Source organism: Thermodesulfovibrio thiophilus DSM 17215, assembly GCF_000423865.1.
GTDB lineage: Bacteria > Nitrospirota > Thermodesulfovibrionia > Thermodesulfovibrionales > Thermodesulfovibrionaceae > Thermodesulfovibrio > Thermodesulfovibrio thiophilus.
Map to the genome: position 1 here is coordinate 49856 of NZ_AUIU01000013.1, position 24627 is coordinate 74482.

Consider the following 24627-nt stretch of genomic DNA (forward strand, 5'->3'; position numbering starts at 1 on the left):
CCAAAATAATAGCTGTGAGAGATATTTGTTCTATCAAAATTGAATTTTTGATACCATTATACTAAAACATCAGATGAAGGTAATTTATCCGGAAGGATAAAAATCTATGAATTTTTATTTGCAATTACAGGTAAATTCTTTGTGTAAGTTTAAAGATTTAATTATAATAAATAGCTGACAATTAAGATGAAAGGATTACAAAAAAGACAATTCTGGAAGTCTAAAATAGGGCTTATTCTCGCAGTTGCAGGCAATGCCGTTGGATTAGGAAATGTTCTGAGATTTCCTTCAAAGGCTGCACTTTATGGTGGCGGAGCTTTTATGGTTCCGTACTTTATCGCTCTTTTCCTTATGGGATTTCCTTTGATGATTATTGAGTGGGTTATAGGAAGATATGCTGGACAACACGGACATGGTTCAATGACAGGCATTGTGGGGCTTTTTTTTAATCATGCAAACTGGGCAAGAGTGCTTGGCTCAATCGGTGTTGCTATTCCAATTCTTATTTGTGTGTATTATATATATATTGAATCTTGGACGCTTGGATTTGCATTTTTATCTCTCTTTAAACAGATACCTCTTCCTGTTGTAAGCTCCAACCTTTACGATGCTGTTAAACCCTATATGGAATTTTTCAAGGAATATACAAGGCCTTCCATAATAGCGTATTTTTTTCTGCTTGTTACACTCCTGATTAACTGGTTTATTTTGCAAAAAGGAGTTGCACGGGGAATAGAAATTACTGCTAAAATTGGAATGCCTGCAATTATATTATCTGGAATTCTTCTTGGAATCATCTGTCTTTCAGCAAAGAACTGGGCCGGATTTGAAGGGTTAAAATTCATATATAATCTTAATTTTTCCAAAATTACAGATCCTGAAGTCTGGATTGAAGCTTCAGGGCAGATCTTTTTTACCCTTTCCCTTGGAATGGGCGCAATTGCAGTTTATGCCAGTTATGTAAAACCAACAGAAGATGTTATAAGAGCCGGGATTTATACAGCAGGTATAAATGAATTTGTGGAAGTTGTTATTGGTGCATCAATTGCAATTCCTGCAGCATTTGCAATGTTTTCTGCTGTAGTTGTGCCAGAACTTGCAAAGGAAGGTACTTTCAGGCTTGGATTTATGACCATGCCGGCTGTGCTTATGAATTTTCCATTTGGTTCTGTTATTTCATTTATCTGGTTTCTTCTTCTTTTTCTTGCAGCCCTTACTTCTTCTCTGGCTTTAATACAGCCACTTATCGCACTTTTTGAAGATGAAATGAAGTGGGAACATACAAAAGCTACAACAGTAGCAATGATTTTTGTAATTCTTGGAAGTCATCTATCAGCTTTCCTTCCAAATTTTATAGATGAACTTGATTTCTGGGTTGGTTCTTTTATGCTTCTTACCTTTGGACTTATTGAGATAATTGTTTTTATCTGGATTTTTGGAATAAATAATTTTTACAAGGAATTAACAGCCAATACAACTCTTAAACTGCCAAAAGCATGTGTGTATGTTATGGCTCTAATTTCACCGATATTTATTGCTGCAATACTGTATTTCTGGGTTATCAAGGATTTCGGGAATGTAATTCTTACAAGAGAGCCTACAAAACTTATTTCACGAGGATTTATACTGTTTTTTATTGTATTTCTATCATTTATTGCAGTAAAAAGTAGAAAAATTATATTAAGGGATTTGCGATACTCAATAAGAATAAAAAAATAAGGGAGGCTTATCTTGATAAAAAATGAATCAAAGGAGATGTATCTGAAAATTTTAGATAAATTAAATTTTTATGACTTAATTTTTACTGCAAATGCAGTGAGAAAAAAATATAGAGGAGATAAAGTTGAACTATGTGCGATAGTAAATGCCAAAAGCGGAAAATGTTCAGAAGACTGCTCTTTCTGTGCTCAATCTTCAAGATATAAAACAGACTCACCAGTTTATCCTTTAGTTGATAAAGATGAACTCCTGAAAAAAGCTATCGAGGCAAAAAAGCATAAAGTAAAGAGATTTTCCATTGTTATAAGTGGTAAAAAACCTTCAAAACAGGAATTAAAACAGATTGGGGAAACAATAGAGCATCTTACTAAAAAAGAGATAAACACCTGCGCATCTTTAGGATTTTTAAACTATGATGAACTATGTTACCTGAGAGACTGCGGACTTCAGAGAGTTCATTGCAATATTGAGAGTTCAGAAAAAATTTTTCCTGAAATATGTACAACTCACAGCTTTTCCAGTAAAGTTCAGACGTTAGAGCAAGCTAAAAATGCAGGTCTTTCAATCTGCTCCGGAGGAGTTTTTGGATTGGGTGAGAACTGGTCTGATAGAGTTGATATGGCATATTTTTTAAAAAATTTGAATGTTGATTCTGTCCCAATTAATTTTCTTATTCCTATAAAAGGTACGCCTATGGAACATAGAACTCCTTTATCACCAATAGATGCTTTAAAAATTATTGCTTTATTCAGATTGATTCTACCACAGAAAGATATAAGAATCTGTGGAGGAAGGCAACTGCTCGGTGAGTTTTCCTCCTGGATTTTTATTGCTGGAGCAAATGCATTAATGACAGGAAATTATCTAACAACTCAGGGAAGACACTATATTGATGACTTAAAATTTATAGAAAATCATGGACTGGAGGTTGACTTTGTGGTCTCTTAGAATGAGAGCAGCAAAAATTGAAAATGATGCAGAAGAACATATTTCAGGTGCTGAAGGAATATACAATTTCAGTGAAGTAGAAAGGCTTCTCAAAAAATTTTTTCAGAGAGCTATTAAGCATTCAAATGGTATGCCAGATAAGGTGATTTTAACAATTGAAAAAATAAAAGAACCAATTCATGAGATTAAAGCTCTTACTGTAAAAACCATATTCTGTAGTTCACCAGATGATGCTCAAAATATTTCAAGAGAATATCTCATAAATCTGGGAATTTCAGAAAAGGCGATAGTTACAGCGTGGAATGTAATAAAAAATCATAAGATGAGAGGTGCAACTTTAATCGATGCTTTTACTGGAGAACGTCTTGAACCTGATAAAAAAAGAGGAGTTAGAGTATCGAGAATTCAGATGGCTACAAAAAAAAGATTACAGATATTAGGAAAAATAAAAAATTTTACTACTGAACCAGAAAGAGTAATCGAGGCAATAACAGTAGCATCAAAAGTGATATCTTTTAGTGAAATAATAGCTGAAATTTGCGTTTCAGACAATCCTGACTACACAACTGGTTATATAGCCTCAAAAGAATCTGGATATTTGCGCCTGCTTAACATTAAAAACAAAGGTGAACATATTGGAGGAAGAGCTTTTTTTGTCAAATCTCCGGTAGATCTAAATAAAATGATAGAATTTCTTGAAAGGACACCTGTGATAATTATATGAAATATAAGAAGGTTTTTTTAATAGGAAATCCTATCGCAGGTGGTGGAGCCTTAAAAAAAATTAAAAAAGCAGAACAGATTTTAAAATCTTCAGGAATGCCTTTAGAAACTCTGCTTACCGGTAAACACGGTGATGCTGAACAATTTGCAAGACATATAAAAGAAAGTTTTAATAATAGTAACGAACAAATTCTTGTTCTTGCTGCAGGTGGAGATGGAACATATAATGAAGTTTTAAATGGACTTGCTTTTTCTGATATTCCAATGGCAATTCTTCCCATGGGAACAACATCAGTGCTTGCAAAAGAATTAAAAATTCCAGGCAATCTAAAAAAAGCCGTTAATATAGCTCTCACAGGAAGTGTTAAAAAGGTTCATCTTGGAAAGATAAAAAACCAGGAAAAACAGAGACTTTTTATTCTTATGGCAGGCATTGGCTTTGATGGTCAGGCAGTATATAATGTAAATCCTGAAAAGAAGAGGCATTTAAAAAAGATAACTTATATTTTAAGTGGAATAAAAACTTTACTGAATTATGATCCGGAAGAACTCTATATCTCCAACTCTAAACAAACAAAAGCATACACTGCAGTAATATGTAAGTCCTCATGCTATGGAGGAAGCTTTAAGCTTGCTCCAGATGCCAGTCTAAAAGAACCTTGCTTTTATGTTTTTTTGTCAAAAACTCAATCTAAAATTTGCTTTGCTTTTCAAATACTGGCGATTATTTTTGGTTTCCATTTGAAATTGAAACATATTGATTATTTTAAAGTGGAAAAGTTAAAAATATCCGGCGATGCTCACGTACAGATAGATGGTGATTACTTCGGGAAAAACCCTGTAGAAATTGAGATTGTTCATGATGCTCTCAATCTTATTGTCCCTGAATCATGGGATTAGAAGTCTTTTGCCCTTTCTCAAACATGAGTATTATGCTGATTCTTCTGTTTCTGGGATCTTTTTTGTTTTCCTTTATTAATGGCATTGTATCAGCATACCCGACAACCCTTGCAATTTTTGCAGGGTCAACTCCGTTTTTTTCAATCTCACGCATGGCAGAAGATGCCCTTGCAGTGGATAGTTCCCAGTTTGTTATTGCTCCTCCTCTGAAAGGTATAGCATCTGTATGACCTTCAACTGCTATGCGTGCAGGTTCATCTTTGATGTTTTCTGCAACTACTTTTAAAATAGCTTTAGCCTTATCTGTTGGATCAGCAGAAGAAAGAGGAAACATTGGTTCTCCCTCAAGATCAACAATCTGAATTCTCACTCCGCCTTCAACAGTATCTATCATTATATGATCTTTCAATTCTTTAAGTTTTTCTTCAATGATTTTTTTAAGATGTTCTTCGAATTGTTTTGAATGACTTTGCACCTGAGCAGTTTCCTGTCCAGTTGTATTACTTTCTTTCGGAGTTACTGAAGACTGTTGCATAAATGATTGTCCTGATTGAAGTAATGTAAAATTTGCAAAATAATCAGCAACTGCAGATCTTTTAACAGGATCCAGCATTGAAAGAAGCCATAATAGAAGGAAAAAAGCCATCATAGCTGTTGTAAAATCAGCATAAGCTACTTTCCAGCTTCCACCATGATGAGGCTCATGCCCTTTTTTGATTTTTTTTACTATTATCGTTGTTTTAGATTTATCTGCCACTTTTTAATGCCCTTATTTCTTCTTCTAGTTCATAAAACGAAGGTCGTAAATGGTGAGGTATATTTCTACGAGCAAACTCAACAGCAATCTGAGGAGCAACTCCACTTATAAATGAAACAAGCGCTGATTTGATTACCTGTAGATATTCTTTCTCATGATTGACATTTGCTTCAAGTCTTCTTGCTAGAGGTCCAACAAATCCATAACACAGCAAAACTCCTATGAATGTTCCAACAAGAGCGGCTGCAACAGAATGACCTATCACCTCTGGTGGTTCTTTCATTTTTCCCATAGTTAAAACAACACCAAGAACTGCTGCAACAATTCCCAGTCCTGGAAGACTGTCAGCAATATTAATCAGATTTTTTACAGGTCCTGATTGTGTTTCATATAACGTATCAATCTCACTGTCTAAGATGCTCTCAAGCTCATATGGTGATACAGTTGTAGTCATTACTGTTCTAAGGGTGTCTGTAAGAAATGTAATCGCATGGGAATTGTTCATAAATTTAGGATATTTAGAGAAAATAGTGCTGTTTTCCGGCTCTTCAACATCCTGCTCAATTGAAATGAGCCCTTCTTTTCTTATTTTTGTAAAGAGCTCACTTAAAAGTAACATTATATCCAGATAATCTCTTCTTGAATAACCTCTACCACCTGTGATTGTTTGAATCGTTCCTTTGACTACTCCTTTAAGAACATGGGTTGGAGATGAAATTATAAGTGCTCCTGTAGCAGCACCGAAAATAATTAGAAGTTCTGCTGGCTGAAAAAGAACAGAAAGATTCCCATCTTCAAGAAGATAACCACAAATTATACTGCCTAGGACAACTATAGCACCGATTATTACAAGCATTATATTTCTTTTTTCTGTCTTAGTATCTGTCTTTGACGGTAGAAAACAAATCTCACAATGTAATCTCTGATATCCTCTTCTATATTGATAAATTGTACTGCTACTCTATAAGTGTCATTTAATTTTTCACATTTTAAGACTTCTCCATAAAGATATAATGCCATAGGAGAAGGCGATTCAAGAACTGTTTTTAATTCAAGAATATCACCTTTGTTATAGGGTGAATCAGACATGAAACTCATTCCACCTCCACTTATGTTTACTTCAGTGGAAGATAGTGAACAGAAATCTCCTTCACGCAGGTTCCATAGATTAATAAGATAATCAAGTTTTGAATTAATGATTTTGAGCCATTCAGTAAGAGCCCTATCCGCAGGCTCTTCTGTTGGCAGAGGTATAGATGTGATATCACCAGAGATTCTTGCTTTTACTCTCTGTTGTTCCTCTGAAGAAATCAATCTCACTCCAAGAGGAATAATCACATCAACTCTCGAAAACTCCCTCATTTTCTGATATTTTTCTTCCATCTGCTCTTCCATTATAATTATCTCAATATAATCAGTTCAACTCTTCTATTTTTTGTTCTATCCTCTTCAGTATCATTTGAGGCAACAGGTTTGTATTCTCCATAACCAGCTATAGCAAATCTATCGGGTGCAAGTCCTTTCTGTAATAAAAAATGCAATACTGATGAGGCTCTTGCTGCAGAAAGTTCCCAGTTTGATTTATAAAAAGAAGATGAAGAAATAGGAATATTGTCTGTATGACCTTCTATTATGATTTTCCCAGGGATTTCTTTCAATTTTTCTGCAAGTCGTGTTAGTATTTCATGAGATCCTTCTCTAAGATAAGCTGAACCTGAATCAAATAGCAATGAATCAGGCATGGTTATCACAACACCCCGCGCATCTGATTTTATGCTTATCCCTGAAATATCATTCAAGAGCTTGCGTAAATCTTCAATAATTGCTTTATTTCGATCTTCTTCAAAAGGTATAGGTTCATCAATAACCTTAAATACTTTTCTTAAAGAAGTTGTCATTTTTTCAGCTTTGCTAATATCAACAGTTGACAGAGCATAAAGAGCAACAAAAAATGTAAATAGAAGTGTTAAAAAATCCGAATATGAAATAAGCCAGCGATGAATGTTTTCTTCTTCATTATGATTATTATTTCTTCTCCTTGTCCTCATATTCTTTCCTTCTGCTTGTCTGTGATGTAAGCCTCAAGCTTTGCTCTTAAAAAATAGGGATTCATACCTGATTCTATACCAAGGATGCCTTCAACCATGAGTTCCATCAGCAGAATTTCATTCTCGAGTTTATTAATAATTCTTTTTGCCATTGGAATAAATATAAGATTTGCAGAACCAACTCCATAAATAGTTGCTACAAAAGCGGTTGCTATGCCTGCACCTATTTTGGAAGGATCAGCAACATTTTTCAAAACGTGAATAAGTCCTAAAATAGCTCCAATGATACCAATTGTTGGAGCATATCCACCGGCTGAATCATAAACTTTTGCAGCTCTCCTTATAATATCTTCGTAAGTGTATATTTCCTGGTAGAGTGAATCCTTAATAATACTTGGAGATAACCCATCAATAACATAAGTAAGTCCTCTTTTAAGAAATGGATCATCTATTCTATCGAATTCTTGCTGAAGAGCAAGAAGTCCTTTCTTTCTGGCTATGACCAGAAGATCAAGGATGGTCTCTATGGTATCATTAAAATTAACTTTCCTGTTAAAAAATATAAATTTTAAACTAAGGATTGCTGTAATTATATCCTTAAATGGAAAACTCAAGATTGTGGCGCCAAATGTTCCACCAAACACGATAATTGCTGCTGCCACCTGAACAAGGTGGGCTGTTGTTCCGCCTTCAGCTATGTTGCCGGTAACAATTGCTCCAATGCCTATAATTAACCCTATTAGCGCAATTAGATCCATGTTTTTTAAATTATAATATAAATTATGGAAAAAGTTATCATTATTCTTGGACCTACCGGAGTTGGTAAAACTGAAGTTTCAATAAATCTTGCAAGGCTTCTGAGAACCGAGATAATAAGTTCTGACTCAATGCAGATTTACAGATATATGGATATCGGTACAGCAAAACCTTCTCGGGAACAGAGATGCGAAGTTGTTCACCACATGATAGACATCGTGAATCCGTGGGAGTACTATAGTACAGGTCAGTATATTGAACAGGCCAGTAAAATAATAGAAAAAATTTTTAAAAAAAATAAAATTCCTTTAGTTGTGGGAGGAACAGGGCTTTATCTACGTGCAATGACAGAGGGAATTTTTGAAGGACCTGATGCTGACTGGAGCTTAAGAAAAAAACTTGTAGATGAAGAGAAAAAAAAACCGGGAACACTTTATGAACTCTTAAAGGAATTTGACCCTGCTTCTGCAGAAAAAATTAATCAGGCTGATTTAAGAAGAATAATCAGATCACTTGAGGTGTTTTTTAAAGAAAAAAAGACAATAACAGAGTTTAAGAAGAATTTTACCAGATCCCTTCCATATGAGTTTATAAAAATCGGACTTACCAGAGATCGTAAAGAACTTTACAGAATGATTGAAGACAGAGTTGACAGGATGATTGATTCAGGATTGATTGAAGAAGTAAGAAATGTTTTAAATTTGATAAAACAAAATGCAACCACAGATCTACCTCTTCCGGCATTACAGGCAATAGGATATAAAGAAATTGGAGGATATCTTGCGGATTTCTACTCTCTTGATGAAGCGATAAGATTGATAAAGAAGCGAACAAAGACCTATGCAAAAAGGCAGTTTACATGGTTTAGAAAAGAAAAAGACATAGTATGGTTTGATGTTACGGAAAGCTATGATGCTTGGATGATTGCTCAAAAAATTTGCACTTGCATACGTGATATCCAGTCTGTCGAAATAATAGAAAATCATTGAACTCTGAAGTTTCTATGGATAATTTTTGATGATTATGTTAATATTCACATAATTTTCACAAAAATTGGAGATTTTTAAATTATACTATATTTAAAAATCCGCATTGCAGATTAAAAAAATTTTTCAGGAGGTGATTTTATGAAGATTTTAAGAGATCAAAAGGGTTTCACGCTTATTGAGCTATTGATTGTTATTGCTATCATTGCAATCCTGGCATCAATCGCAATTCCTCAGTACATGAAATATCAGAAGAAAGCTAAGGTGTCATCTTATGCTGAGCCACTTGCAAGGGCATGTATGATGGATGCGGTTGCATACTGTGTTGAGAATCCAGGCTCAGCAACAGGCACTAACATTCCGGAGGCAAGCTTAAAAAACTGCTCAGTTAACCCTGTGACATTGCTTACACCGGGAGGTAGTGTGGCATTGGATGGGCAGAATAAAATTAGTTGTGACTCCACAGGTTCAATTGTTTCAGGAGGCGTTACAGGTTCTTTGGTAGGTGTAGATGAATATTTTTCACTGTGTTGGGTTACTGAAAATGGTTTTAAATGTACGGTTAAATAGTTAACATATAAAAAGGGCAGGTTTTTTGCCTGCCCTTTTTATATGCTCTTGTAAAATCTGAGACTCATAAAATAGCTATTTAATGATAAGCTCAAGCAAGAACATTTTGTTTATTGTCCTTTTCTTAATTATTTTTATTTATATTTTCTCTCTTCCACCAGTTTTTTCAACAGGTGATGGAGGGGAGCTGATTACAGCCTCATATGGCCTGGGCACTCCACATCCTTCAGGTTATCCTCTTTATGTTCAGATGGGAAAGATTTTCAGTTTTTTGCCATTAGGTAACATCGGTATCAGAATTGAAATAGTTTCAGTTTTTTTCTCGATTCTTGCTCTTTTTATTGTTTATTTAATTATTTTTAGACTTTCAGGCAGTACAAGAGAGGGATACCTGGCCGGAGTTGCTTCAATTATTCTACTTGCATTTTCTTACTCCTTTTTTGGACAGAGCATTGTCGCAAAATTTTATACATTGAATGTTTTTTTTGTTCTGCTGTTGGTGTTCATTGGTGTTTATACTGTTTTAAATGGATACGACAGGAGAATGCAGTTTCTTGCGAGTTTTGTTCTAGGGCTTACGCTTTCAGGTCATCATACTGGATTTATGATGATAGTGCCTTTGTTTATTCTAAGTCTTTTTTATTATAGAGAATTTTTAAAGAATTGCTTTTTGAGTATTATCTTCTTTTTTGCAGGCTTTTCTGTAAATCTTTACCTTTATATGAGAGGTATAAAAGAGAGTTTGTTCAGTATGATTTCAGTGAAAGACTGGAATTCTTTTGTCAATGTTTTTTTAAGAAAAAGCTATGGAGCAAGCTCATCCATTGAGACAACATCTTATGGTTTTGTGGATTTTAATGGCTATATGTATGCTTTTAAAAACTATTTTTATCTTATAGAAAAAAATTTTACTCTTTTTTCAATCCCTTTTTTTATTCTTGGACTCATCTGGCTTTTTAAAAAATCAAAAAAGCTTTTTGCATTTATTTTTGTATCATTTTTTGTTTACTCCATCTTTCTTGCAAAACTGACTTTTTCCACTCCGAAGCTTGATTCTCACATCCTGTATGTAGTGGGGCATCAGTATTTTATTCCTTCTTTTTCAATTTATTGTATTGTAGCTGGCTCAGGACTGTATTTAATGTATACCATTTTTGAAAGATTAAATTTACAGCTACTTAAAAAAGTTGTGCCGGTTATTGTTCTTTTTTTCCCTCTATTGATGGGTATGCACAGACTTACAGACCAGTATCAGAGATGGAACTATGTTCCTTATTCCTATACAAAGGAACTATTTTCATCTTTACCAGTAAGTCCTATATATATGACATTTGGGGACAATCATGCCTTTCAGGCATGGTATATCAAGCTTGTTGGGAAATATAGAGAGGATATTTGTCATATAACTCTTGATAATTATAATACAATGGTATGGGCACTTCAGGGCTGCAAACCCTATAAACTATACAGAGGGATTTTACCAGAGTTCTTCGGTGGAAATTTGAAGGATTTAACGGATAAAAAAAGATTTTATTCAATAGTTGCACTTTCAGAAAAACATCCACTCTACAGAGTGGTTGACAGCCATCTATATTTTTATAACTTTATATATATTGCGAGGTCTTCGGATAAAAAGGAGTTTGCCGAATTTTTTAAAGAAAGAATTAAAAAAATAGAATCATTTCTCAATTATGAAGACTGTCTTACTCATGGAACAGATGAGCGATATACCAACATGCTCTGTGATTTTTCGGGACTTGCATATATTGCTGTTGCAAAAGCTCTTGAGCCTTTACATGGTGAGGAAACTTCATTTGATCAGACAATAACCTATGGAGACTTTATGGCGCCTCTTAAGATCAACGTAAAGATCGGCAATGAAAATCAGAAATATATTGATAAATACAGAGCTATAAGAACTTACAATGCTTTAAACAGGTTTTATCTGCTTGAAGGAGACAGATGAAAAAGATTATTATTCTTGTTTTATTGATAGTGTTTTTATTGAGCATGAGAGCATTACTCACTCAAAAAAGTTTTATCGAAAGAGCACAGAAAACAGATAACTCAATTCAGGCAATAAGATACTATGAAAGGGTTTTACTCTTTTATGTCCCTATGAGTCCCTATAATAAAAACGCTGTAAATGGAATTCTTGAGAAGTGTGAATATGTTCAAGATTTAGAACAGAAACTGTACTGTTATGAGACTTTAAGAACATCTCTTTATCAGGTAAGAAGCTTTTTCATACCATATGAAGATGAGATAGAAAAACTGAATCCATTAATTGCCGAGCTCAGGGCAAAACAGATGATTCAATGGAAGTATAACAATTTTTCAGACAAGGACTATCAAAGGCTTTACAACTATCATATGGAAATACTCAAATATGATGGTTCTCCATCAGTATTCTGGTCTATTATAGTTATTTTTTCGCTTATTGGTTGGATTAGTTCGATTATTTTTTTAATTTTTAAAGGCTTTGTTAATAAAAAATATCTTTCTCTTGCTTTAACATCTTATTTAATTTTCTTCACTCTCTGGATTTTAGGACTCTACATGGCATGAGCAGTTTATGAAAGTTGTTATTCTTCCTTTATATGGAATTGGCGATACCTTGATGACAACCCCGGCGATTAAGATTTTAAAGAATTCTATAAAATGCGAGATCACTAATATCTGCATGTTTCAGAGTAATTATGAAGTTTTAAAGGGTAATCCATTTATTGACGACCTGATCTATTTCCCGTTTCTGAAAAAATCAAAATTGGAAGTAGTTAAATTTATCAACTCTTTGAGAGGGAGGTTTGAAGCTTCAATTAATTTTTATCCTTCAAATCGCTGGCAGTATAATCTTATTGCCTGGTTTATCGGTTCTAAAAACCGTATGGGACACAGATACATTAAAATGGACTTAAGACAACTCAATTTTCTTAAAAACTACACAGTAAAAGAAGATGAAAATCTTCATAATGTTGAGGAAAATGTTAAACTTCTTAAGTTTTTTGGAGTTAACAGCATTGATATACCTCAAATGCTGTTCTATCATGATGACAGAGAAATTGAATCCGGAAGAGAATTTGTAAAAAAGTCATCTATGCGAGAGGTAAAACTCGGAGTTCATACCGGAACAAGCAGCTTTAAGAACCATAAAAATAGAAGATGGCCAAAGGAAAACTTTTCAGAACTTATAAACAGTTTTCCAGATATTGATTTTTTTGTTTTTGGTACAAAAGAGGAGGAAGAATCAAATCAATTTATACTCAATAATGCAAGATATAAAAATATAATTCTTATTCAGGATAGAGCATTGAGACAGGTGGCCTCAATAATCAAACAGATGAATGCTTTTATATCAAATGATTCAGGACTGATGCATCTTGCAGCAGCAGTTGGAACTCCTGTGGTTGCAATATTTGGCCCGACAAATCCGGTATGGGTCAGGCCATGGGGAGTAAAACACAGAGTTGTGAGAGCCGGGCTTTCCTGTTCACCGTGTTTTTATTATTCACCTAAAGCTCTTGAATGTGTTGAGGGATTAGATTTTAAATGTCTTGAAGATATAGATGTTTCAATGGTTAAATCTGCCATTGAAAGGTTAATTCTATAACTACTGATTATTTTAATGTTGCCATATACTGAAATTTTTCAATCGACAGGCTATGGCAGGATAAATTTTATTGTTAAATGCTATAATTTACAAAAACTTATGATGGATTGAAGAAAGACTGAAGGACAGAATCCTTCAAAAGACCGAATAATTGGGACATCCTGTCTGTAAACAGGATATATTTATTAAAAAGCTTGAAAAATTCTATGTGTAAAATTGAGGTTATGAAGACAGTCATTATTATTCCAACATACAATGAAGTAGAAAACATTGACAGACTGCTTCCTTCAGTTTTCAACAATGATGTTGACATTTTATTCATAGATGATGCATCAGAAGATGGGACATCTCAGAGAATAAAGCAATGGATGGACAGATCAGAAAGAATAAATCTCATCCACAGACCAATGAAACTCGGGCTTGGTACTGCCTATGTTACAGGATTTAAGTGGGCATTAAAAAGAGGTTATCAGTACATCTTTGAGATGGATGCTGACTTAAGTCATGATCCTTTAGAGATTCCGAATTTTATTAAAAAGGCTCAGGAAGGCTATGCTCTTGTTATTGGGTCAAGATATACTCGAGGAACAATAAGCGTTGTTGGATGGGATTTTCATAGACTTCTTCTTTCCAAGTTTGCAAATAAATATGCAGGTACTGTACTTGGGCTAAATTTTCTCACAGATATCACAAGTGGATATCGCTGTTATCACAGAAGTGTAATTGAATCAATAGAGCTTGATAGAATCAGGTCAAATGGATATGCCTTTCAGATTGAGATGGTTTACAGAGCATATAAGAAGGGATTCAGAATTGGAGAGATTCCAATAATTTTTTATGAACGCAACAGTGGTTCATCCAAGATGAATAGAAAAATTGTTAGAGAAGCAGCTTTAATGGTGTGGAAATTGAGATTTGGAAGATGGAAATGAACTCTTCTTGTAAAATTCATTAAAATAAAAGATGAGCAGGCTTTTGATTGATGGATACAATCTTATAGGAATTCTTCATCGTGATTTGAAAAAAGCCAGGCAGGAGCTCATAGAAACACTGATAAACTATCGTAAGAAAAAAGGACATGATATTACTGTAGTTTTTGACGGATATAAAACAGGACCTGGCATGGAAACAGTGGAGTATTATGGAGGAGTGAGGGTAATTTATTCTGGAGTTTCCGAAAAAGCTGATGATGTGATAAAGAGAATTCTTAAAACAGAAAAACTTTTCTGGATTGTAATAACTTCAGACAGGGACATAGAAAAAGAGGCATGGAAGGAAAACTGTGTGCCAGTTAGTTCTTCATTGTTTTCTGAGATTCTTAATGGTGAGGAATATTATTTTGAGCATGCAAAAGGTGTTACACTTTCAAAAAAGGAAAAAGCCATACTGAGGGCAGTATCCAAACTGTAATGATCATGAAATTTTTTAAAATTCAACCAGCATTTCAATTGAATATTATTTTTTTTACAGCTATGTGCATTGTTTTGCTCATTTTTTCAGATAAACTACCATCTATTTCTAATTTTCTGGTCATTTATGCCTCTATAGTTTTATTTCAGTTTTGCATTTGTAACATTAAAAAGAATGTTTTTTTAACTTTTATACGAGACATTGGTTTACCTGTTCTGTCAGTTCTCATTGCCTTTGATACAGTTGGAGAGCTTATTCCTCTGTTAAATCCAGATGATATTGATAGAGAATTGCTCAAGCTTGATTATTCGATTTTAGGATTCTATCCATATGTTGCTTTTGAAAAAATAGCCAGTCCATTACTTACTGAATTAATGCAGATTTCATACTGTTTTTATTATGCTCTTCCTTTTCTTCTCGGATATTATCTTATAAAAAAGGGACAAAAAATTGTGTTTTACCGCGCTTTGTTTATTGTGATTTTTTGCTATTATCTTTCTTATATAGGTTATATGATATTTCCTGCCCTTGGCCCCAGATACAGCATGCCAGGGATGTTTCAACAGGAGCTTAATGGTGTATTTCTGGCTAACACTATCAGGGATTTTTTAAACTATCTTGAAGGAATAAAAAGAGATGCATTTCCAAGCGGACATGTTGGTATTTCTCTGGTAATTTTATTTTTAATGTTAAAGTATTCAAGAAAACTTTTCTGGATAAGCCTTGTACCTGTTTTATTTCTAATAATTTCTACAATTTACTGCAGGTATCACTATTTTAGTGATGTGCTGGGAGGTATTTTTTTAGCAGTTGTAAGTTTGGTTGCAGGTAATTTATACTATAATTTTTGGTTGAAAAAAATGGGAATTCCTTTTTTGAAAGATAAAGATGGATATAAACTAAAAGTGCTGGTTAAAACAGGCTCAAAAATGCCTGGAGTTGAAGGGATTGAAGAAGATACTCTGCAAATAAAACTCAGAGCACAGCCTCATGATGGACTTGCAAATAAAGAACTTATTGAACTGCTTTCTGAACTGCTTCATATTCCTAAATCGAGGCTTGAAATAGCAAAGGGTAGAACCTCCAGACAGAAGGTTGTTAGAATAAAAGGAGAAATCGCTTGATAGAAAGCCTTACAGGTTATGGATTTGCTGAAAAAGGAATATTCAGGGTTGAGGCAAAATCTCTGAATCATAGATTTCTTGAAATAAATGTAAAATTACCACAGATACTCTCAAGACATGAAGTTGAGATAAGAAATCTAGTAAGAGAAAAATTTCATAGAGGTAAAATAGATGTTGTTATATCAATTAATCACAAGGAAAGAACAGGAAAACTATATCTTAATAAAAATCTTGCGAAACAGTTATATTCAGCATTTATTGATCTGAAAAAGGAGTTGAGTATTCTTGGATCTATTGATATCTCAATGTTTTCAAATTTCAGGGAACTTTTTATTTATGAAGAGGAGGCACCTGATCTCAATACCCTGATGCTTGCAGTATCTGAAGCTGTCGATGGAGTTTATCAGATGAGAATAAGAGAAGGCGAAATTATCAAGGAAAGTCTAACTAAAATTGCTGAAAGTATCGAAAATGGCATACTAAATTTAGAGAGCAAGGTGGATGTAATTTTTAATGAATACATTACCTATTTGCAAAACCGGGTAAAGGAACTTTTAGTTGAAAATAACCTGGATGAAAAACGAGTTTTAGAACAGATTATTTTATACGCTCAGAGAACTGATATAAAAGAGGAAGTGGATAGATTACGCAGTCATATTACCCAGTTTAAAGAAATTCTTTTTCAAGGTGGAGTGGTTGGGAAAAAGCTTGATTTTCTAATTCAAGAAATGCACAGAGAAGCCAATACAATACTTGCAAAAACAGAGAATTTCGAGGTTAAAACAATCGCTATTGATATAAAAACTCAAAATGAAAGACTTAAAGAACAAATTCAGAATATTCAATAGCCATGCTGGTAAATATCGGATTTGGTAATATAGTATCTCTGTCAAGAATTGTTGCTATTGTGAATCCTGGTTCGTCTCCTATGAAAAGGATGAAAGACGAGGCTAAAAAAAGGGGAAAACTAATTGATGTAACTGAAGGAAGAAAAACACGTTCAATTATAATTACTGACAGTGATCATATAATACTGAGTGCTCTTCAGGTTGAGACTATTCTGCAGAGGATTAATGAATTAAGCAGAGGAGAAGATGGATCTTTATAAAAAAGGAATTATTTTTGTTATATCTGCTCCCTCTGGGACAGGTAAGACAACGTTATGCGAAAAATTATTGAAACTACTACCGGATTTAAAATTGAGTATTTCTCATACAACAAGAAAACCACGAAATGGAGAGAGAAATGGAATTAATTATTACTTTATAGATAAAGAGACTTTTAAAAAAATGATAGATACTGATGAATTTGTTGAATGGGCAGAGGTATATGGAAATTTTTATGGAACTTCAAAAAAAGCTATAAATAGTTTAATCAGTAATGGATATGATATATTGCTTGATATTGATACAAAGGGTGCAAAGAATATAAAAAAACTCTATCCAGATAGTGTTTTAATTTTTATTCTGCCTCCTTCTCTGGATGAGCTTGAAAGGAGACTTATTAACAGGAATGAGGATAACAATGTCATAAAACTTAGATTAAGTAAAGCATCTCAGGAGATTTCGCAATATAAATTTTATGATTATGTTGTGATAAATGATAATATTGAGCAGGCATCAAGCAATTTGCTCTGTATCATACATGCTGAAAGGTTGAAAACAAAAAGAATAGACAACTCTAAAATAGATGAAATTTTTAAAAAATGAGGAGGGCGTAAAAATGAACAAAAAAGAAGAAAGTCTGGATATTATTTCTTTACCAGTAGAGCTGGATAAAACAAAGATTGATAGCAAATATCGTCTGGCGCTTATTGCAGCTCAAAGAGCAGCTGAACTTTCTTTGGGTGCACCATCAAAGCTCGACAGAAAAGCAAAAAAAGTTACAACCACCGCGATTCTTGAGGTTTTATCAAACAAGATAGAATATATAACTGGGGAAGAGGCTCAAAGAATTAAGGAAAAGATCAGCCAGATTGATGTCAAAAAACTTCTTGAAGATAAAAGAAAAGCAATTCCTGATCTTTCAGAACTCGAAAAAGACCTTAAAGTATATCTTCATGGAAAAGAGTCTGCTGAAAAAATGCTTGAAGACCTATTTACAGACAATACAGAAAAGCCTGTTAGTGAGCAGGAAGAATAAAATTAGAAATTCAATAGAGTGAATAGTCTGTTAAAAAATAAAAAAGTTATACTGGGTATAACAGGAAGCATAGCAGCATACAAAATATATGAACTTATTAAGCTTTTAAAAGATGCTGGTGCTGAAATTTATCCTGTTATGACTAAAAATGCATCTTATTTTGTAACTCCATTAAGCATTGAGATTATCAGTGGCAACAGGGTATTAATGAATATGTTTGAAGAACCACTTTCTCATATCGAGCTTGCAAAAAGCTGCGATATTTTTACAGTTGTACCGGCAACAGCCAATCTGATTAATAAGTATGCCTCTGGTATTGCCGATGACCTTCTTACGACAACGCTGATTGCCTTCAGGGGCCCGGTCATTATTGCTCCTGCAATGAACTGGAGAATGTACGAGTCACCTCAGGTACAGAAAAGTATTGAATATTTAAACAGTCTTGGGGTGAAATTCATGGGACCTGAAAGAGGATTGCTTGCCTGTGGAGAGGAAGGTCTTGGCAGGCTTGTTTCAATAAATAAAATTTTTGAGGCAATCATTTCTTCATTAACTGAAAAAGATTTAAAAGAAGAACATGTTCTTATTACAGCAGGACCTACAAGACAGTATCTTGATCCTATCAGATACATAACAAATAAATCATCGGGTAAAATGGGTTATGCTCTGGCAAAAATTGCTAAAAGAAGAGGTGCAAAGGTAACTCTCATCAGTGGACCATCAAATCTGCAGCCACCTGAAGTAGATAGTTTTATTCCAATACAGACAACTCAAGAAATGCTGGAAGCTGTTATGAAACACATAAACCGAGCAAGCATACTTTTGATGGCAGCTGCTCCTCTTGATTTTGAACCTGAGATAACCTATGCAACTAAAATAGACAAACACTCAATAAAGTCAATTCCACTTAAGCTATGTCCCGATATACTGAAAAAGGTTTCAATGCTGAAGGAAAGGCCATTTACTGTGGGCTTTGCTGCTGAGGCTGGACTTAATGTAGACAGGGCTAAGTTAAAATTTCAAGATAAAAGGCTTGATATGATTGTTTTGAATGATATTATGCAACAAGACCGAGGTATGGAGTCTGATGCCAATGAAGTAATGCTAATTTATAAAAAAAGAAATAACTTTTTTGAAGAACAAACATCTCTCCTATCCAAAGATGAAATTGCCAGCATAATTTTGTCTAAAATTCTGGAGTTAAAACTTGCCAAATAAATATGAAAACAGGGTTAAGAAAGTTTTTGATAGAATTGTTGCATCATCAGATGCCTTTTTAATAACGAATCTTAAAAATATCAGATATCTTACAGGCTTTAGAGGTAGTTTTGCCATTGCTTTATTAACTGGACAGGGTTGCTATCTATTTGTTGATTTTCGTTATCTTAAGCAGGCTCAGAAAGAGGCAGCGGGAGAAATACTGTTGTTCAAAAAATCATGGATAGATACCCTGATGAGTGTTATAAAAGAGAAAAATATACAGAGGCTTTCCTTTGAGGATACATGCAGTTATGAAATTTTCTCTATGCTTGAGCGTCAGAAAATTGAGCTGATTCCTCAAAAATTACAGGTTGAGACAGTTAGAGCAGTTAAAGACCAAGAGGAGATAGACAGTATCAAGAAAGCTGTGGATATTGCTGAGAGAGCTTTTTTAAACATTAAACATTGCATAAAAGCTAATGTTTCAGAAAGAGCCATAGCAGTAGCTCTTGAAAATGAGTTGAGACTGCTTGGCTCTGAATCCATACCTTTTCCAGTAATTGTTGCCTCAGGCAAAAATTCTTCCATGCCTCACTGGAACGCATCAGATAGGGTGCTTAAAAATGGAGATTTTGTTATAATTGATTGGGGTGCGGGTTACGATGGATATTTTTCGGATATGACGAGAACATTTATTATTGGAGAGGCAACCGAGGTGCAAAAAAATATTTATGAAATTGTAAAAAAGGCAAATATTTCTGCAATACAATGCTGCAGTGCAGGTGTGGAGGCTAAAACTATTGATGAATCAGCAAGAAGACTGATAGAGGATGCAGGCTATGGGGAAAATTTTGGACATGCTACCGGACATGGTGTGGGGCTTGATGTTCATGAACTGCCAAAGATAAGTAGCGAATCTGAAGTTAAAATTGACAATGGAATGGTTTTTACTGTAGAGCCAGGAGTTTATATCGAAGAGTCTGGTGGAGTGCGAATTGAAGATATGGTTGTTATAAAGGAAAACAGAGTGAAGATATTAACAGATCTTCCAAAAGATTTTGAGATTTTATAAGGAGAAGGAGGCAGGAAATGGTTTCAACATCCGAGTTTAAGAAGGGATTGAAAATTGTATACAAAGGAGAACCGTATGAGATTATTGATTTTCAACATGTAAAAATGCAACAAAGAGCTCCAATAGTCAGAACAAAGATTAAAAATCTCAAAACAGGTAGAGTTCTTGAAGAAAATTTTTCATCCGGTGATAAATTTGAAAAGCCTGAACTTGAAGAAAGGCAAATGCAGTATCTTTATGCACAGGGAGACTCCTGTGTTTTCATGGATATGGAAAGCTATGAACAGGTCACCATACCCAGGCAGGTTATTGGAGATGCCATATACTATATTAAAGAAGAAATGATGGTTGATATGATTTATTACAAGGGAGAACCTCTTGTTATTGAACCTCCAATGTTTGTAGAGCTCAGAGTGGCTGACACAGAACCGGCATTCAAAGGAGACACAGCTTCAGGTGGGACAAAACCAGCCCGGCTTGAAACAGGACTCACAGTAAAGGTTCCTTTCCATATTCAGACAGGAGATCTGTTAAAGATTGATACAAGAACCGGAGAATATATTGAAAAAGTAAAGGAGTAGATAATGGAACTTGAAGAAATAAAAGAACTTATATCTTTTCTCAAGGACACTGATGTAACAGAGCTGAATATTGAAAAAGAAGGTTTTAGAATAAGAATAAAAAGAGGATATATTTATGGTCCTCTTGAAATAGCAAAAACTATTAAACCATCAGAAGAAATTATGAAACCTTCTTATGCTATGGAACTTCAAAAAGAAGAAGAAACACTTCATACAGTCACATCACCACTGGTTGGAACTTTTTATAGATCACCCTCTCCTGATGCTCCTCCTTTTGTAGAAATTGGTACTAGAGTTGAAAAAGGACAGGTCTTATGTATCATCGAAGCTATGAAAATAATGAATGAGATTGAAAGTGATGTTTCAGGTGTGGTTAAAAAGATTTTAGTTGAAAATGGTCAACCTGTTGAGTACGGTGAGCCTCTGTTTCTTATTGAGGTGGATTAATAATGGAGTTATTCAAAAAGATTCTCATTGCAAACAGAGGAGAAATTGCAGTAAGAATTATTCGTGCATGCAGAGAGCTAGGCATAAAATCTGTTGCAGTTTATTCAGAAGCTGATAGAGATTCTCTGCATGTCAAACTAGCAGATGAGGCTATCTGCATTGGCCCTGCTAATCCTGCTCAGAGCTATTTAAATATTACAGCGATTCTATCTGCAGCAGATATTACAGATGCTGAAGCAATTCATCCTGGATATGGATTTTTATCTGAAAATGCTCAATTCGCAGAAGCATGCATAAACTCAGGAATTATATTCATTGGCCCTTCTCCTGAAAACATAAGAATCGGAGGAGATAAGGCAAAAGCCAGACAGATGCTTAAACGTAGAGGAATTCCTGTAGTGCCTGGCAGTGATGGACCTGTAGCTTCAGAAGAGGCATGTATTAAAGTGGTTAAAAAAATAGGACTTCCTGTAATATTTAAAGCCTCTGCAGGTGGTGGCGGAAGAGGCATGAGAATAGTAAATGAGGAAAAAGATATAGAACAGGCATTTTTCATGGCTCAGAGAGAAGCTCTTGCAGCATTTGGTAACGGAGAGCTTTATATTGAAAAATATTTTCCTAAAATACGACATATAGAAGTGCAGATATTTGCTGATAAACAGGGTAACATTATTCATCTTGGCGAAAGAGACTGTACAGTACAGAGAAGACACCAAAAATTAATTGAGGAAGCACCTTCTCCAGTATTGAATGAAAAATTGAGAAAGAAAATCGGAGAATACGCTGTCAAAGCTGCAAAAGCTTTAAAATTTAGAAATATAGGCACATTTGAGTTCATTGTTGATGATGAATTAAATCCTTTTTTTATAGAGATAAACACCAGAGTCCAGGTAGAGCATCCTGTAACTGAGGAGATTACTGATATTGATATTATAAAAGAACAGATCAAACTTGCTAAGGGTTATTTATTATCCTTTAAACAGCCTCAAATTAAATTTCGTAGTCATGCAATCGAATGCAGAATTAACGCAGAAGATCCTGAAAAATTTATTCCATCACCAGGGATTATAGAGTTCATACACCTTCCAGGCGGACCTGGCATAAGAGTGGACAGCTATCTTTATCAGGGATGCAAAGTGTCGCCTTATTATGATTCTCTTGTTGCTAAAGTTATTGCTACAGGAACAAATCGACAGGAAGCAATAGACAGGATGAAGAGAGCTCTAAGAGAAATAGATATAAAAGGAATACAAACCAATGTACCTTTTTTCTTAAAAGTACTTGAGCATCCTGATTTTATAAAAGGCAAATTTTTTACAGATTTTGTTCAGGTAATGAATAATAATGATAAAACCTGAACTTCCTTCTATCTGTCTTATTATTTCTTCAAAGGATGTTCCAGAAAAACTAAACATTGCCCTTAAATCAGGAATTAAATGGGTTCAATACAGGGAAAAGGAGTTACCAAGAAAAGAAATTGTAAAACAAGCTTTTCAACTCAGAGAAATTACATATAAATATAAAGCACTTTTGATTATAAATGATTATTTAGATATAGCCATTGCTACAAAATCTGACGGTGTTCATCTTGGTCAGGAGGATTTACCTCTTTGTGCTGCAAAAAAAATTTTTTCTGGTATAATTGGAATATCGACACACAATTTACAGGAGGCTGTTGAAGCTCAGAAAGGAGGAGCAGACTATGTCGGATTTGGGCCAGTTTTTCATACAACAACTAAAAAAGATGCTCTTGAACCACGAGGTGTTAATGTGTTATATTGGGTCGGTCAAAAAATTAAAATTCCAGTTGTTGCAATTGGAGGGATAAGAATAGAGAATTTAAAGGAAATTAAAAAAGCTAAATGTAAGTATATTGCTACTGCTTCTGGTATATTGAATGGTAAAATTGACGATAATTTAAAAAAATTTATGCAATTTTTTAATTAAATTTATGAAAAAAAATCTTGCTGATATCATTGAAAGTTTATTCGAAAATAAAAGTACAGGATTTCTTTCAATAGTTCTTAACTCAGAGAAAAATCTTATAAAATTTTATTTCAAAAATGGAGATATTTATCATATATCTTTTGGATTTAAAAAAGGTGCGCAGTGTATTAATGAACTTCTTTCTAAAGAAACCGAACAATGTAACTTTATTCCCATGATTACTGTTGATATGACGAGTGATGATATCCCTTCAACTGAAAAAATTATTGAAATGCTACGCGATATGAATAAATTTATTAATATAACTGAAGCTATGTCTCCTTCAGCGGATTTTGGAAAAGTAAAAGAAGGACTAAAAATAGCTTTAATTAAACAAATTGGTCCTATAGGGGGTAAACTTATAGAAAAAACAATTCAGGAAAAATGGATGCCTTCTTCTCCTCCTTCAAAGGAGGATTTTCTGAAACTGATTGATATGTTAAAAGATGAAATAGAAGACTCTTCCGGAAGGCGAGAGTTTTTAATTGAAGCAAATAAATTACTGGAGGTATATAGATGAAAATAGAACTTGGATTAAAAACAGGAATAGCTTTGCCTCTTTTGGCAATTTTAATTATAGGTATGAGCATATTGGTTGTTTTCAACTACCTAAGTCAGATAAATATTTTACAAAAGGAGGAAGCGCAGAGTATTGAATCATCTATTAACACAGCTCAATTTTTTATTGAGACCGCGGGAATTCATTATCAACAGATGGCTGCGTTGGTTGCTAATATGCCAGATATTCAGGAAACTCTCAGCAAAAAAGATAGGAATCGTTTAATAGATAAATTGCTTCCGACTTTCAATTATTTACATGAAAATTTTGGACTTGCTCAATTTCATCTCCAAATACCTCCTGCAACCTCTCTTGTTAGGCTTCATGACCTTGCTCGTTTTGGAGATGACCTTTCAACATTTCGTGAAACGGTGCTTCAAGTAGAAAAAACTAAAAAAGGTGTAAGAGGACTTGAGCTCGGGGTTGGCGGAGTTGGATTAAGAGGTGTAGAACCTGTATTTTATAAAGATAATTATGTTGGAAGTGTTGATTTTGGTGGAGGATTAAAAACAGAATTTGAACAGATTAAAAAAGCTATAAATGCAGATTTAGGAGTTGTTCTATACCAACAGCCACTACAAAAATGGCCTGGACTGCAAGATATAAAGGAACGTTTTGGTGAATTTGTTCCTATTTATTTTACTGCTAAAGATCCGAAATTATTTATTTCTGAATCGGCTTTAAAAGAAGCTGCACAGTCTAAAGAAAAGTATTATATAGAGTATGTTTCTAAATTTGGAAAAGACTATGCTGTTGTTTATACTCCTTTTAAAGATTTCTCCGGTAAAACTGTTGGTTTTATGTATATTATTAAAGAGAGAATTCTTACTCCTGCAAGAATTTTCACCATTCTTGGTATAAATGTGTTTGTGTATGCACTCATGCTGGTGCTGATTGCTGTTGTTATCGGCTATTTCATGAATAAATATGTTATAAATCCAATAGTGACACTTACGAAAACTGCAGATGAAATATCAATGGGTAAAACAGCTCAAAAGATTGAAATTAAGAATGCCAGAGGAGAAATTGCCGTACTTGCCAAAGCGATTGAAAGGATGCGTATTACAATGAAAAAACTTCTTGAATAAG

At 34.1% G+C, this 24627-nt stretch carries 29 protein-coding genes; 24 read left to right on the top strand and 5 right to left on the bottom strand.

Annotated elements, in window-relative coordinates:
- Positions 1-186: 186 nt before the first annotated feature.
- Genes G581_RS0104685 through G581_RS0104700 form a run of 4 tightly spaced genes read left to right on the top strand, consistent with a single transcriptional unit; the run spans position 187 to position 4290 of the window.
- Positions 187-1719 carry a sodium-dependent transporter gene (locus tag G581_RS0104685; protein WP_028844820.1) on the top strand — a complete coding sequence of 511 codons (1533 nt, stop codon included), beginning with the start codon at positions 187-189 and terminating at the stop codon, positions 1717-1719.
- 12 nt (positions 1720-1731) lie between these two features.
- Entirely contained in the window at positions 1732-2667 is a 936-nt protein-coding gene (bioB, locus tag G581_RS0104690; protein ID WP_239639034.1) for a biotin synthase BioB, read from the top strand.
- Positions 2654-3391 carry a 6-carboxyhexanoate--CoA ligase gene (locus G581_RS0104695; protein WP_028844822.1) on the top strand — a complete coding sequence of 246 codons (738 nt, stop codon included), beginning with the start codon at positions 2654-2656 and terminating at the stop codon, positions 3389-3391. Before bioB ends, G581_RS0104695 begins: the two co-directional genes overlap by 14 nt.
- Positions 3388-4290: a diacylglycerol/lipid kinase family protein gene (locus tag G581_RS0104700; RefSeq protein WP_028844823.1), complete on the top strand. Its 903-nt coding sequence runs from the start codon at positions 3388-3390 to the stop codon at positions 4288-4290. The genes G581_RS0104695 and G581_RS0104700 overlap by 4 nt, the downstream gene beginning before the upstream one ends.
- On the opposite strand, the gene G581_RS10665 is transcribed toward G581_RS0104700, so the two are convergent.
- Genes G581_RS10665 through G581_RS0104725 form a run of 5 tightly spaced genes read right to left on the bottom strand, consistent with a single transcriptional unit; the run spans position 4265 to position 7853 of the window.
- The gene (locus G581_RS10665; protein WP_038065141.1) at positions 4265-5047 is read right to left on the bottom strand and encodes a flagellar motor protein MotB; all 783 of its coding nucleotides are present in this window, start codon (positions 5045-5047) and stop codon (positions 4265-4267) included. The two genes, G581_RS0104700 and G581_RS10665, sit on opposite strands and share 26 nt — an antisense overlap.
- Positions 5037-5903, bottom strand: a complete 867-nt coding sequence (motA, locus tag G581_RS0104710) for a flagellar motor stator protein MotA (RefSeq protein ID WP_028844824.1) — start codon at positions 5901-5903, stop codon at positions 5037-5039. Before motA ends, G581_RS10665 begins: the two co-directional genes overlap by 11 nt.
- The gene (locus G581_RS0104715; RefSeq protein WP_028844825.1) at positions 5903-6442 is read right to left on the bottom strand and encodes a PilZ domain-containing protein; all 540 of its coding nucleotides are present in this window, start codon (positions 6440-6442) and stop codon (positions 5903-5905) included. Before G581_RS0104715 ends, motA begins: the two co-directional genes overlap by 1 nt.
- A 5-nt stretch (positions 6443-6447) precedes the next feature.
- Positions 6448-7095, bottom strand: a complete 648-nt coding sequence (locus G581_RS0104720; protein WP_028844826.1) for an OmpA family protein — start codon at positions 7093-7095, stop codon at positions 6448-6450.
- Positions 7092-7853, bottom strand: a complete 762-nt coding sequence (locus G581_RS0104725) for a flagellar motor protein (RefSeq protein ID WP_028844827.1) — start codon at positions 7851-7853, stop codon at positions 7092-7094. The genes G581_RS0104720 and G581_RS0104725 overlap by 4 nt, the downstream gene beginning before the upstream one ends.
- A 24-nt stretch (positions 7854-7877) precedes the next feature.
- Between G581_RS0104725 and miaA the strand changes: the two genes are divergently transcribed.
- The 20 genes from miaA (at position 7878) to G581_RS0104825 (ending at position 24626) form a co-directional block, all read left to right on the top strand.
- Positions 7878-8840 (top strand): tRNA (adenosine(37)-N6)-dimethylallyltransferase MiaA, encoded by a 963-nt coding sequence (miaA, locus tag G581_RS0104730; protein ID WP_038065144.1) that lies wholly within the window; start codon positions 7878-7880, stop codon positions 8838-8840.
- A 138-nt stretch (positions 8841-8978) separates the two neighbouring features.
- Entirely contained in the window at positions 8979-9407 is a 429-nt protein-coding gene (locus G581_RS12340) for a prepilin-type N-terminal cleavage/methylation domain-containing protein (protein WP_028844829.1), read from the top strand.
- Between the two features lie 82 nt (positions 9408-9489).
- The gene (locus G581_RS0104740; RefSeq protein ID WP_028844830.1) at positions 9490-11373 is read left to right on the top strand and encodes a glycosyltransferase family 117 protein; all 1884 of its coding nucleotides are present in this window, start codon (positions 9490-9492) and stop codon (positions 11371-11373) included.
- Complete coding sequence (locus G581_RS0104745; RefSeq protein ID WP_028844831.1) at positions 11370-11975, top strand: hypothetical protein; 606 nt, start codon at positions 11370-11372, stop codon at positions 11973-11975. Before G581_RS0104740 ends, G581_RS0104745 begins: the two co-directional genes overlap by 4 nt.
- Positions 11976-11982: 7 nt before the next feature.
- On the top strand, positions 11983-13017 hold the full coding sequence (locus tag G581_RS0104750; protein ID WP_028844832.1) for a glycosyltransferase family 9 protein: 1035 nt from the start codon (positions 11983-11985) through the stop codon (positions 13015-13017).
- A 224-nt stretch (positions 13018-13241) separates the two neighbouring features.
- Complete coding sequence (locus G581_RS0104755; RefSeq protein WP_028844833.1) at positions 13242-13949, top strand: polyprenol monophosphomannose synthase; 708 nt, start codon at positions 13242-13244, stop codon at positions 13947-13949.
- 31 nt (positions 13950-13980) lie between these two features.
- Positions 13981-14427, top strand: coding sequence for a YacP-like NYN domain-containing protein (locus G581_RS0104760; protein ID WP_083962628.1), 447 nt, complete (start codon positions 13981-13983; stop codon positions 14425-14427).
- A gap of 5 nt (positions 14428-14432) precedes the next feature.
- Positions 14433-15551: a DUF167 family protein gene (locus G581_RS0104765; protein ID WP_169368383.1), complete on the top strand. Its 1119-nt coding sequence runs from the start codon at positions 14433-14435 to the stop codon at positions 15549-15551.
- Positions 15548-16399, top strand: coding sequence for a YicC/YloC family endoribonuclease (locus tag G581_RS0104770; RefSeq protein WP_028844836.1), 852 nt, complete (start codon positions 15548-15550; stop codon positions 16397-16399). Before G581_RS0104765 ends, G581_RS0104770 begins: the two co-directional genes overlap by 4 nt.
- A 2-nt stretch (positions 16400-16401) precedes the next feature.
- Positions 16402-16659: a DUF370 domain-containing protein gene (locus G581_RS0104775; RefSeq protein WP_028844837.1), complete on the top strand. Its 258-nt coding sequence runs from the start codon at positions 16402-16404 to the stop codon at positions 16657-16659.
- Positions 16646-17260: a guanylate kinase gene (gmk, locus tag G581_RS10670; protein ID WP_038065148.1), complete on the top strand. Its 615-nt coding sequence runs from the start codon at positions 16646-16648 to the stop codon at positions 17258-17260. Before G581_RS0104775 ends, gmk begins: the two co-directional genes overlap by 14 nt.
- 13 nt (positions 17261-17273) lie before the next feature.
- A complete protein-coding gene (locus tag G581_RS11625; RefSeq protein ID WP_156875200.1) occupies positions 17274-17693 on the top strand; it encodes a DNA-directed RNA polymerase subunit omega in 420 nt (139 codons plus the stop codon).
- Between the two features lie 18 nt (positions 17694-17711).
- Entirely contained in the window at positions 17712-18911 is a 1200-nt protein-coding gene (gene coaBC / locus G581_RS0104790) for a bifunctional phosphopantothenoylcysteine decarboxylase/phosphopantothenate--cysteine ligase CoaBC (protein ID WP_051178867.1), read from the top strand.
- Positions 18901-19965: an aminopeptidase P family protein gene (locus tag G581_RS0104795; protein ID WP_028844839.1), complete on the top strand. Its 1065-nt coding sequence runs from the start codon at positions 18901-18903 to the stop codon at positions 19963-19965. Before coaBC ends, G581_RS0104795 begins: the two co-directional genes overlap by 11 nt.
- 17 nt (positions 19966-19982) lie before the next feature.
- Positions 19983-20546 carry an elongation factor P gene (efp, locus tag G581_RS0104800; protein ID WP_028844840.1) on the top strand — a complete coding sequence of 188 codons (564 nt, stop codon included), beginning with the start codon at positions 19983-19985 and terminating at the stop codon, positions 20544-20546.
- Positions 20547-20549: 3 nt separating this feature from the next.
- Positions 20550-20993 (top strand): acetyl-CoA carboxylase biotin carboxyl carrier protein, encoded by a 444-nt coding sequence (gene accB, locus G581_RS0104805; RefSeq protein ID WP_028844841.1) that lies wholly within the window; start codon positions 20550-20552, stop codon positions 20991-20993.
- A gap of 2 nt (positions 20994-20995) precedes the next feature.
- Positions 20996-22351, top strand: coding sequence for an acetyl-CoA carboxylase biotin carboxylase subunit (gene accC / locus G581_RS0104810; RefSeq protein WP_028844842.1), 1356 nt, complete (start codon positions 20996-20998; stop codon positions 22349-22351).
- Complete coding sequence (gene thiE, locus G581_RS10680; protein ID WP_051178875.1) at positions 22338-22940, top strand: thiamine phosphate synthase; 603 nt, start codon at positions 22338-22340, stop codon at positions 22938-22940. The genes accC and thiE overlap by 14 nt, the downstream gene beginning before the upstream one ends.
- A 4-nt stretch (positions 22941-22944) precedes the next feature.
- On the top strand, positions 22945-23499 hold the full coding sequence (locus G581_RS0104820; RefSeq protein ID WP_028844843.1) for a DUF8082 domain-containing protein: 555 nt from the start codon (positions 22945-22947) through the stop codon (positions 23497-23499).
- A complete protein-coding gene (locus tag G581_RS0104825; RefSeq protein WP_028844844.1) occupies positions 23496-24626 on the top strand; it encodes a cache domain-containing protein in 1131 nt (376 codons plus the stop codon). Before G581_RS0104820 ends, G581_RS0104825 begins: the two co-directional genes overlap by 4 nt.
- Position 24627: the final 1 nt, after the last annotated feature.

Bases quoted from the DNA above. Each gene is read 5' to 3' on its own strand.
- G581_RS0104685 (WP_028844820.1), top strand. From the start codon at position 187: ATGAAAGGATTACAAAAAAGACAATTCTGGAAGTCTAAAATAGGGCTT.
- G581_RS0104700 (WP_028844823.1), top strand. From the start codon at position 3,388: ATGAAATATAAGAAGGTTTTTTTAATAGGAAATCCTATCGCAGGTGGT.
- motA (WP_028844824.1), bottom strand. From the start codon at position 5,903: ATGCTTGTAATAATCGGTGCTATAGTTGTCCTAGGCAGTATAATTTGT.
- G581_RS0104715 (WP_028844825.1), bottom strand. From the start codon at position 6,442: ATGGAAGAGCAGATGGAAGAAAAATATCAGAAAATGAGGGAGTTTTCG.
- G581_RS0104720 (WP_028844826.1), bottom strand. From the start codon at position 7,095: ATGAGGACAAGGAGAAGAAATAATAATCATAATGAAGAAGAAAACATT.
- G581_RS0104725 (WP_028844827.1), bottom strand. From the start codon at position 7,853: ATGGATCTAATTGCGCTAATAGGGTTAATTATAGGCATTGGAGCAATT.
- miaA (WP_038065144.1), top strand. From the start codon at position 7,878: ATGGAAAAAGTTATCATTATTCTTGGACCTACCGGAGTTGGTAAAACT.
- G581_RS12340 (WP_028844829.1), top strand. From the start codon at position 8,979: ATGAAGATTTTAAGAGATCAAAAGGGTTTCACGCTTATTGAGCTATTG.
- G581_RS0104740 (WP_028844830.1), top strand. From the start codon at position 9,490: ATGATAAGCTCAAGCAAGAACATTTTGTTTATTGTCCTTTTCTTAATT.
- G581_RS0104745 (WP_028844831.1), top strand. From the start codon at position 11,370: ATGAAAAAGATTATTATTCTTGTTTTATTGATAGTGTTTTTATTGAGC.
- G581_RS0104750 (WP_028844832.1), top strand. From the start codon at position 11,983: ATGAAAGTTGTTATTCTTCCTTTATATGGAATTGGCGATACCTTGATG.
- G581_RS0104755 (WP_028844833.1), top strand. From the start codon at position 13,242: ATGAAGACAGTCATTATTATTCCAACATACAATGAAGTAGAAAACATT.
- G581_RS0104760 (WP_083962628.1), top strand. From the start codon at position 13,981: ATGAGCAGGCTTTTGATTGATGGATACAATCTTATAGGAATTCTTCAT.
- G581_RS0104765 (WP_169368383.1), top strand. From the start codon at position 14,433: ATGAAATTTTTTAAAATTCAACCAGCATTTCAATTGAATATTATTTTT.
- G581_RS0104775 (WP_028844837.1), top strand. From the start codon at position 16,402: ATGCTGGTAAATATCGGATTTGGTAATATAGTATCTCTGTCAAGAATT.
- gmk (WP_038065148.1), top strand. From the start codon at position 16,646: ATGGATCTTTATAAAAAAGGAATTATTTTTGTTATATCTGCTCCCTCT.
- G581_RS11625 (WP_156875200.1), top strand. From the start codon at position 17,274: ATGAACAAAAAAGAAGAAAGTCTGGATATTATTTCTTTACCAGTAGAG.
- efp (WP_028844840.1), top strand. From the start codon at position 19,983: ATGGTTTCAACATCCGAGTTTAAGAAGGGATTGAAAATTGTATACAAA.
- accB (WP_028844841.1), top strand. From the start codon at position 20,550: ATGGAACTTGAAGAAATAAAAGAACTTATATCTTTTCTCAAGGACACT.
- accC (WP_028844842.1), top strand. From the start codon at position 20,996: ATGGAGTTATTCAAAAAGATTCTCATTGCAAACAGAGGAGAAATTGCA.
- thiE (WP_051178875.1), top strand. From the start codon at position 22,338: ATGATAAAACCTGAACTTCCTTCTATCTGTCTTATTATTTCTTCAAAG.
- G581_RS0104820 (WP_028844843.1), top strand. From the start codon at position 22,945: ATGAAAAAAAATCTTGCTGATATCATTGAAAGTTTATTCGAAAATAAA.
- G581_RS0104825 (WP_028844844.1), top strand. From the start codon at position 23,496: ATGAAAATAGAACTTGGATTAAAAACAGGAATAGCTTTGCCTCTTTTG.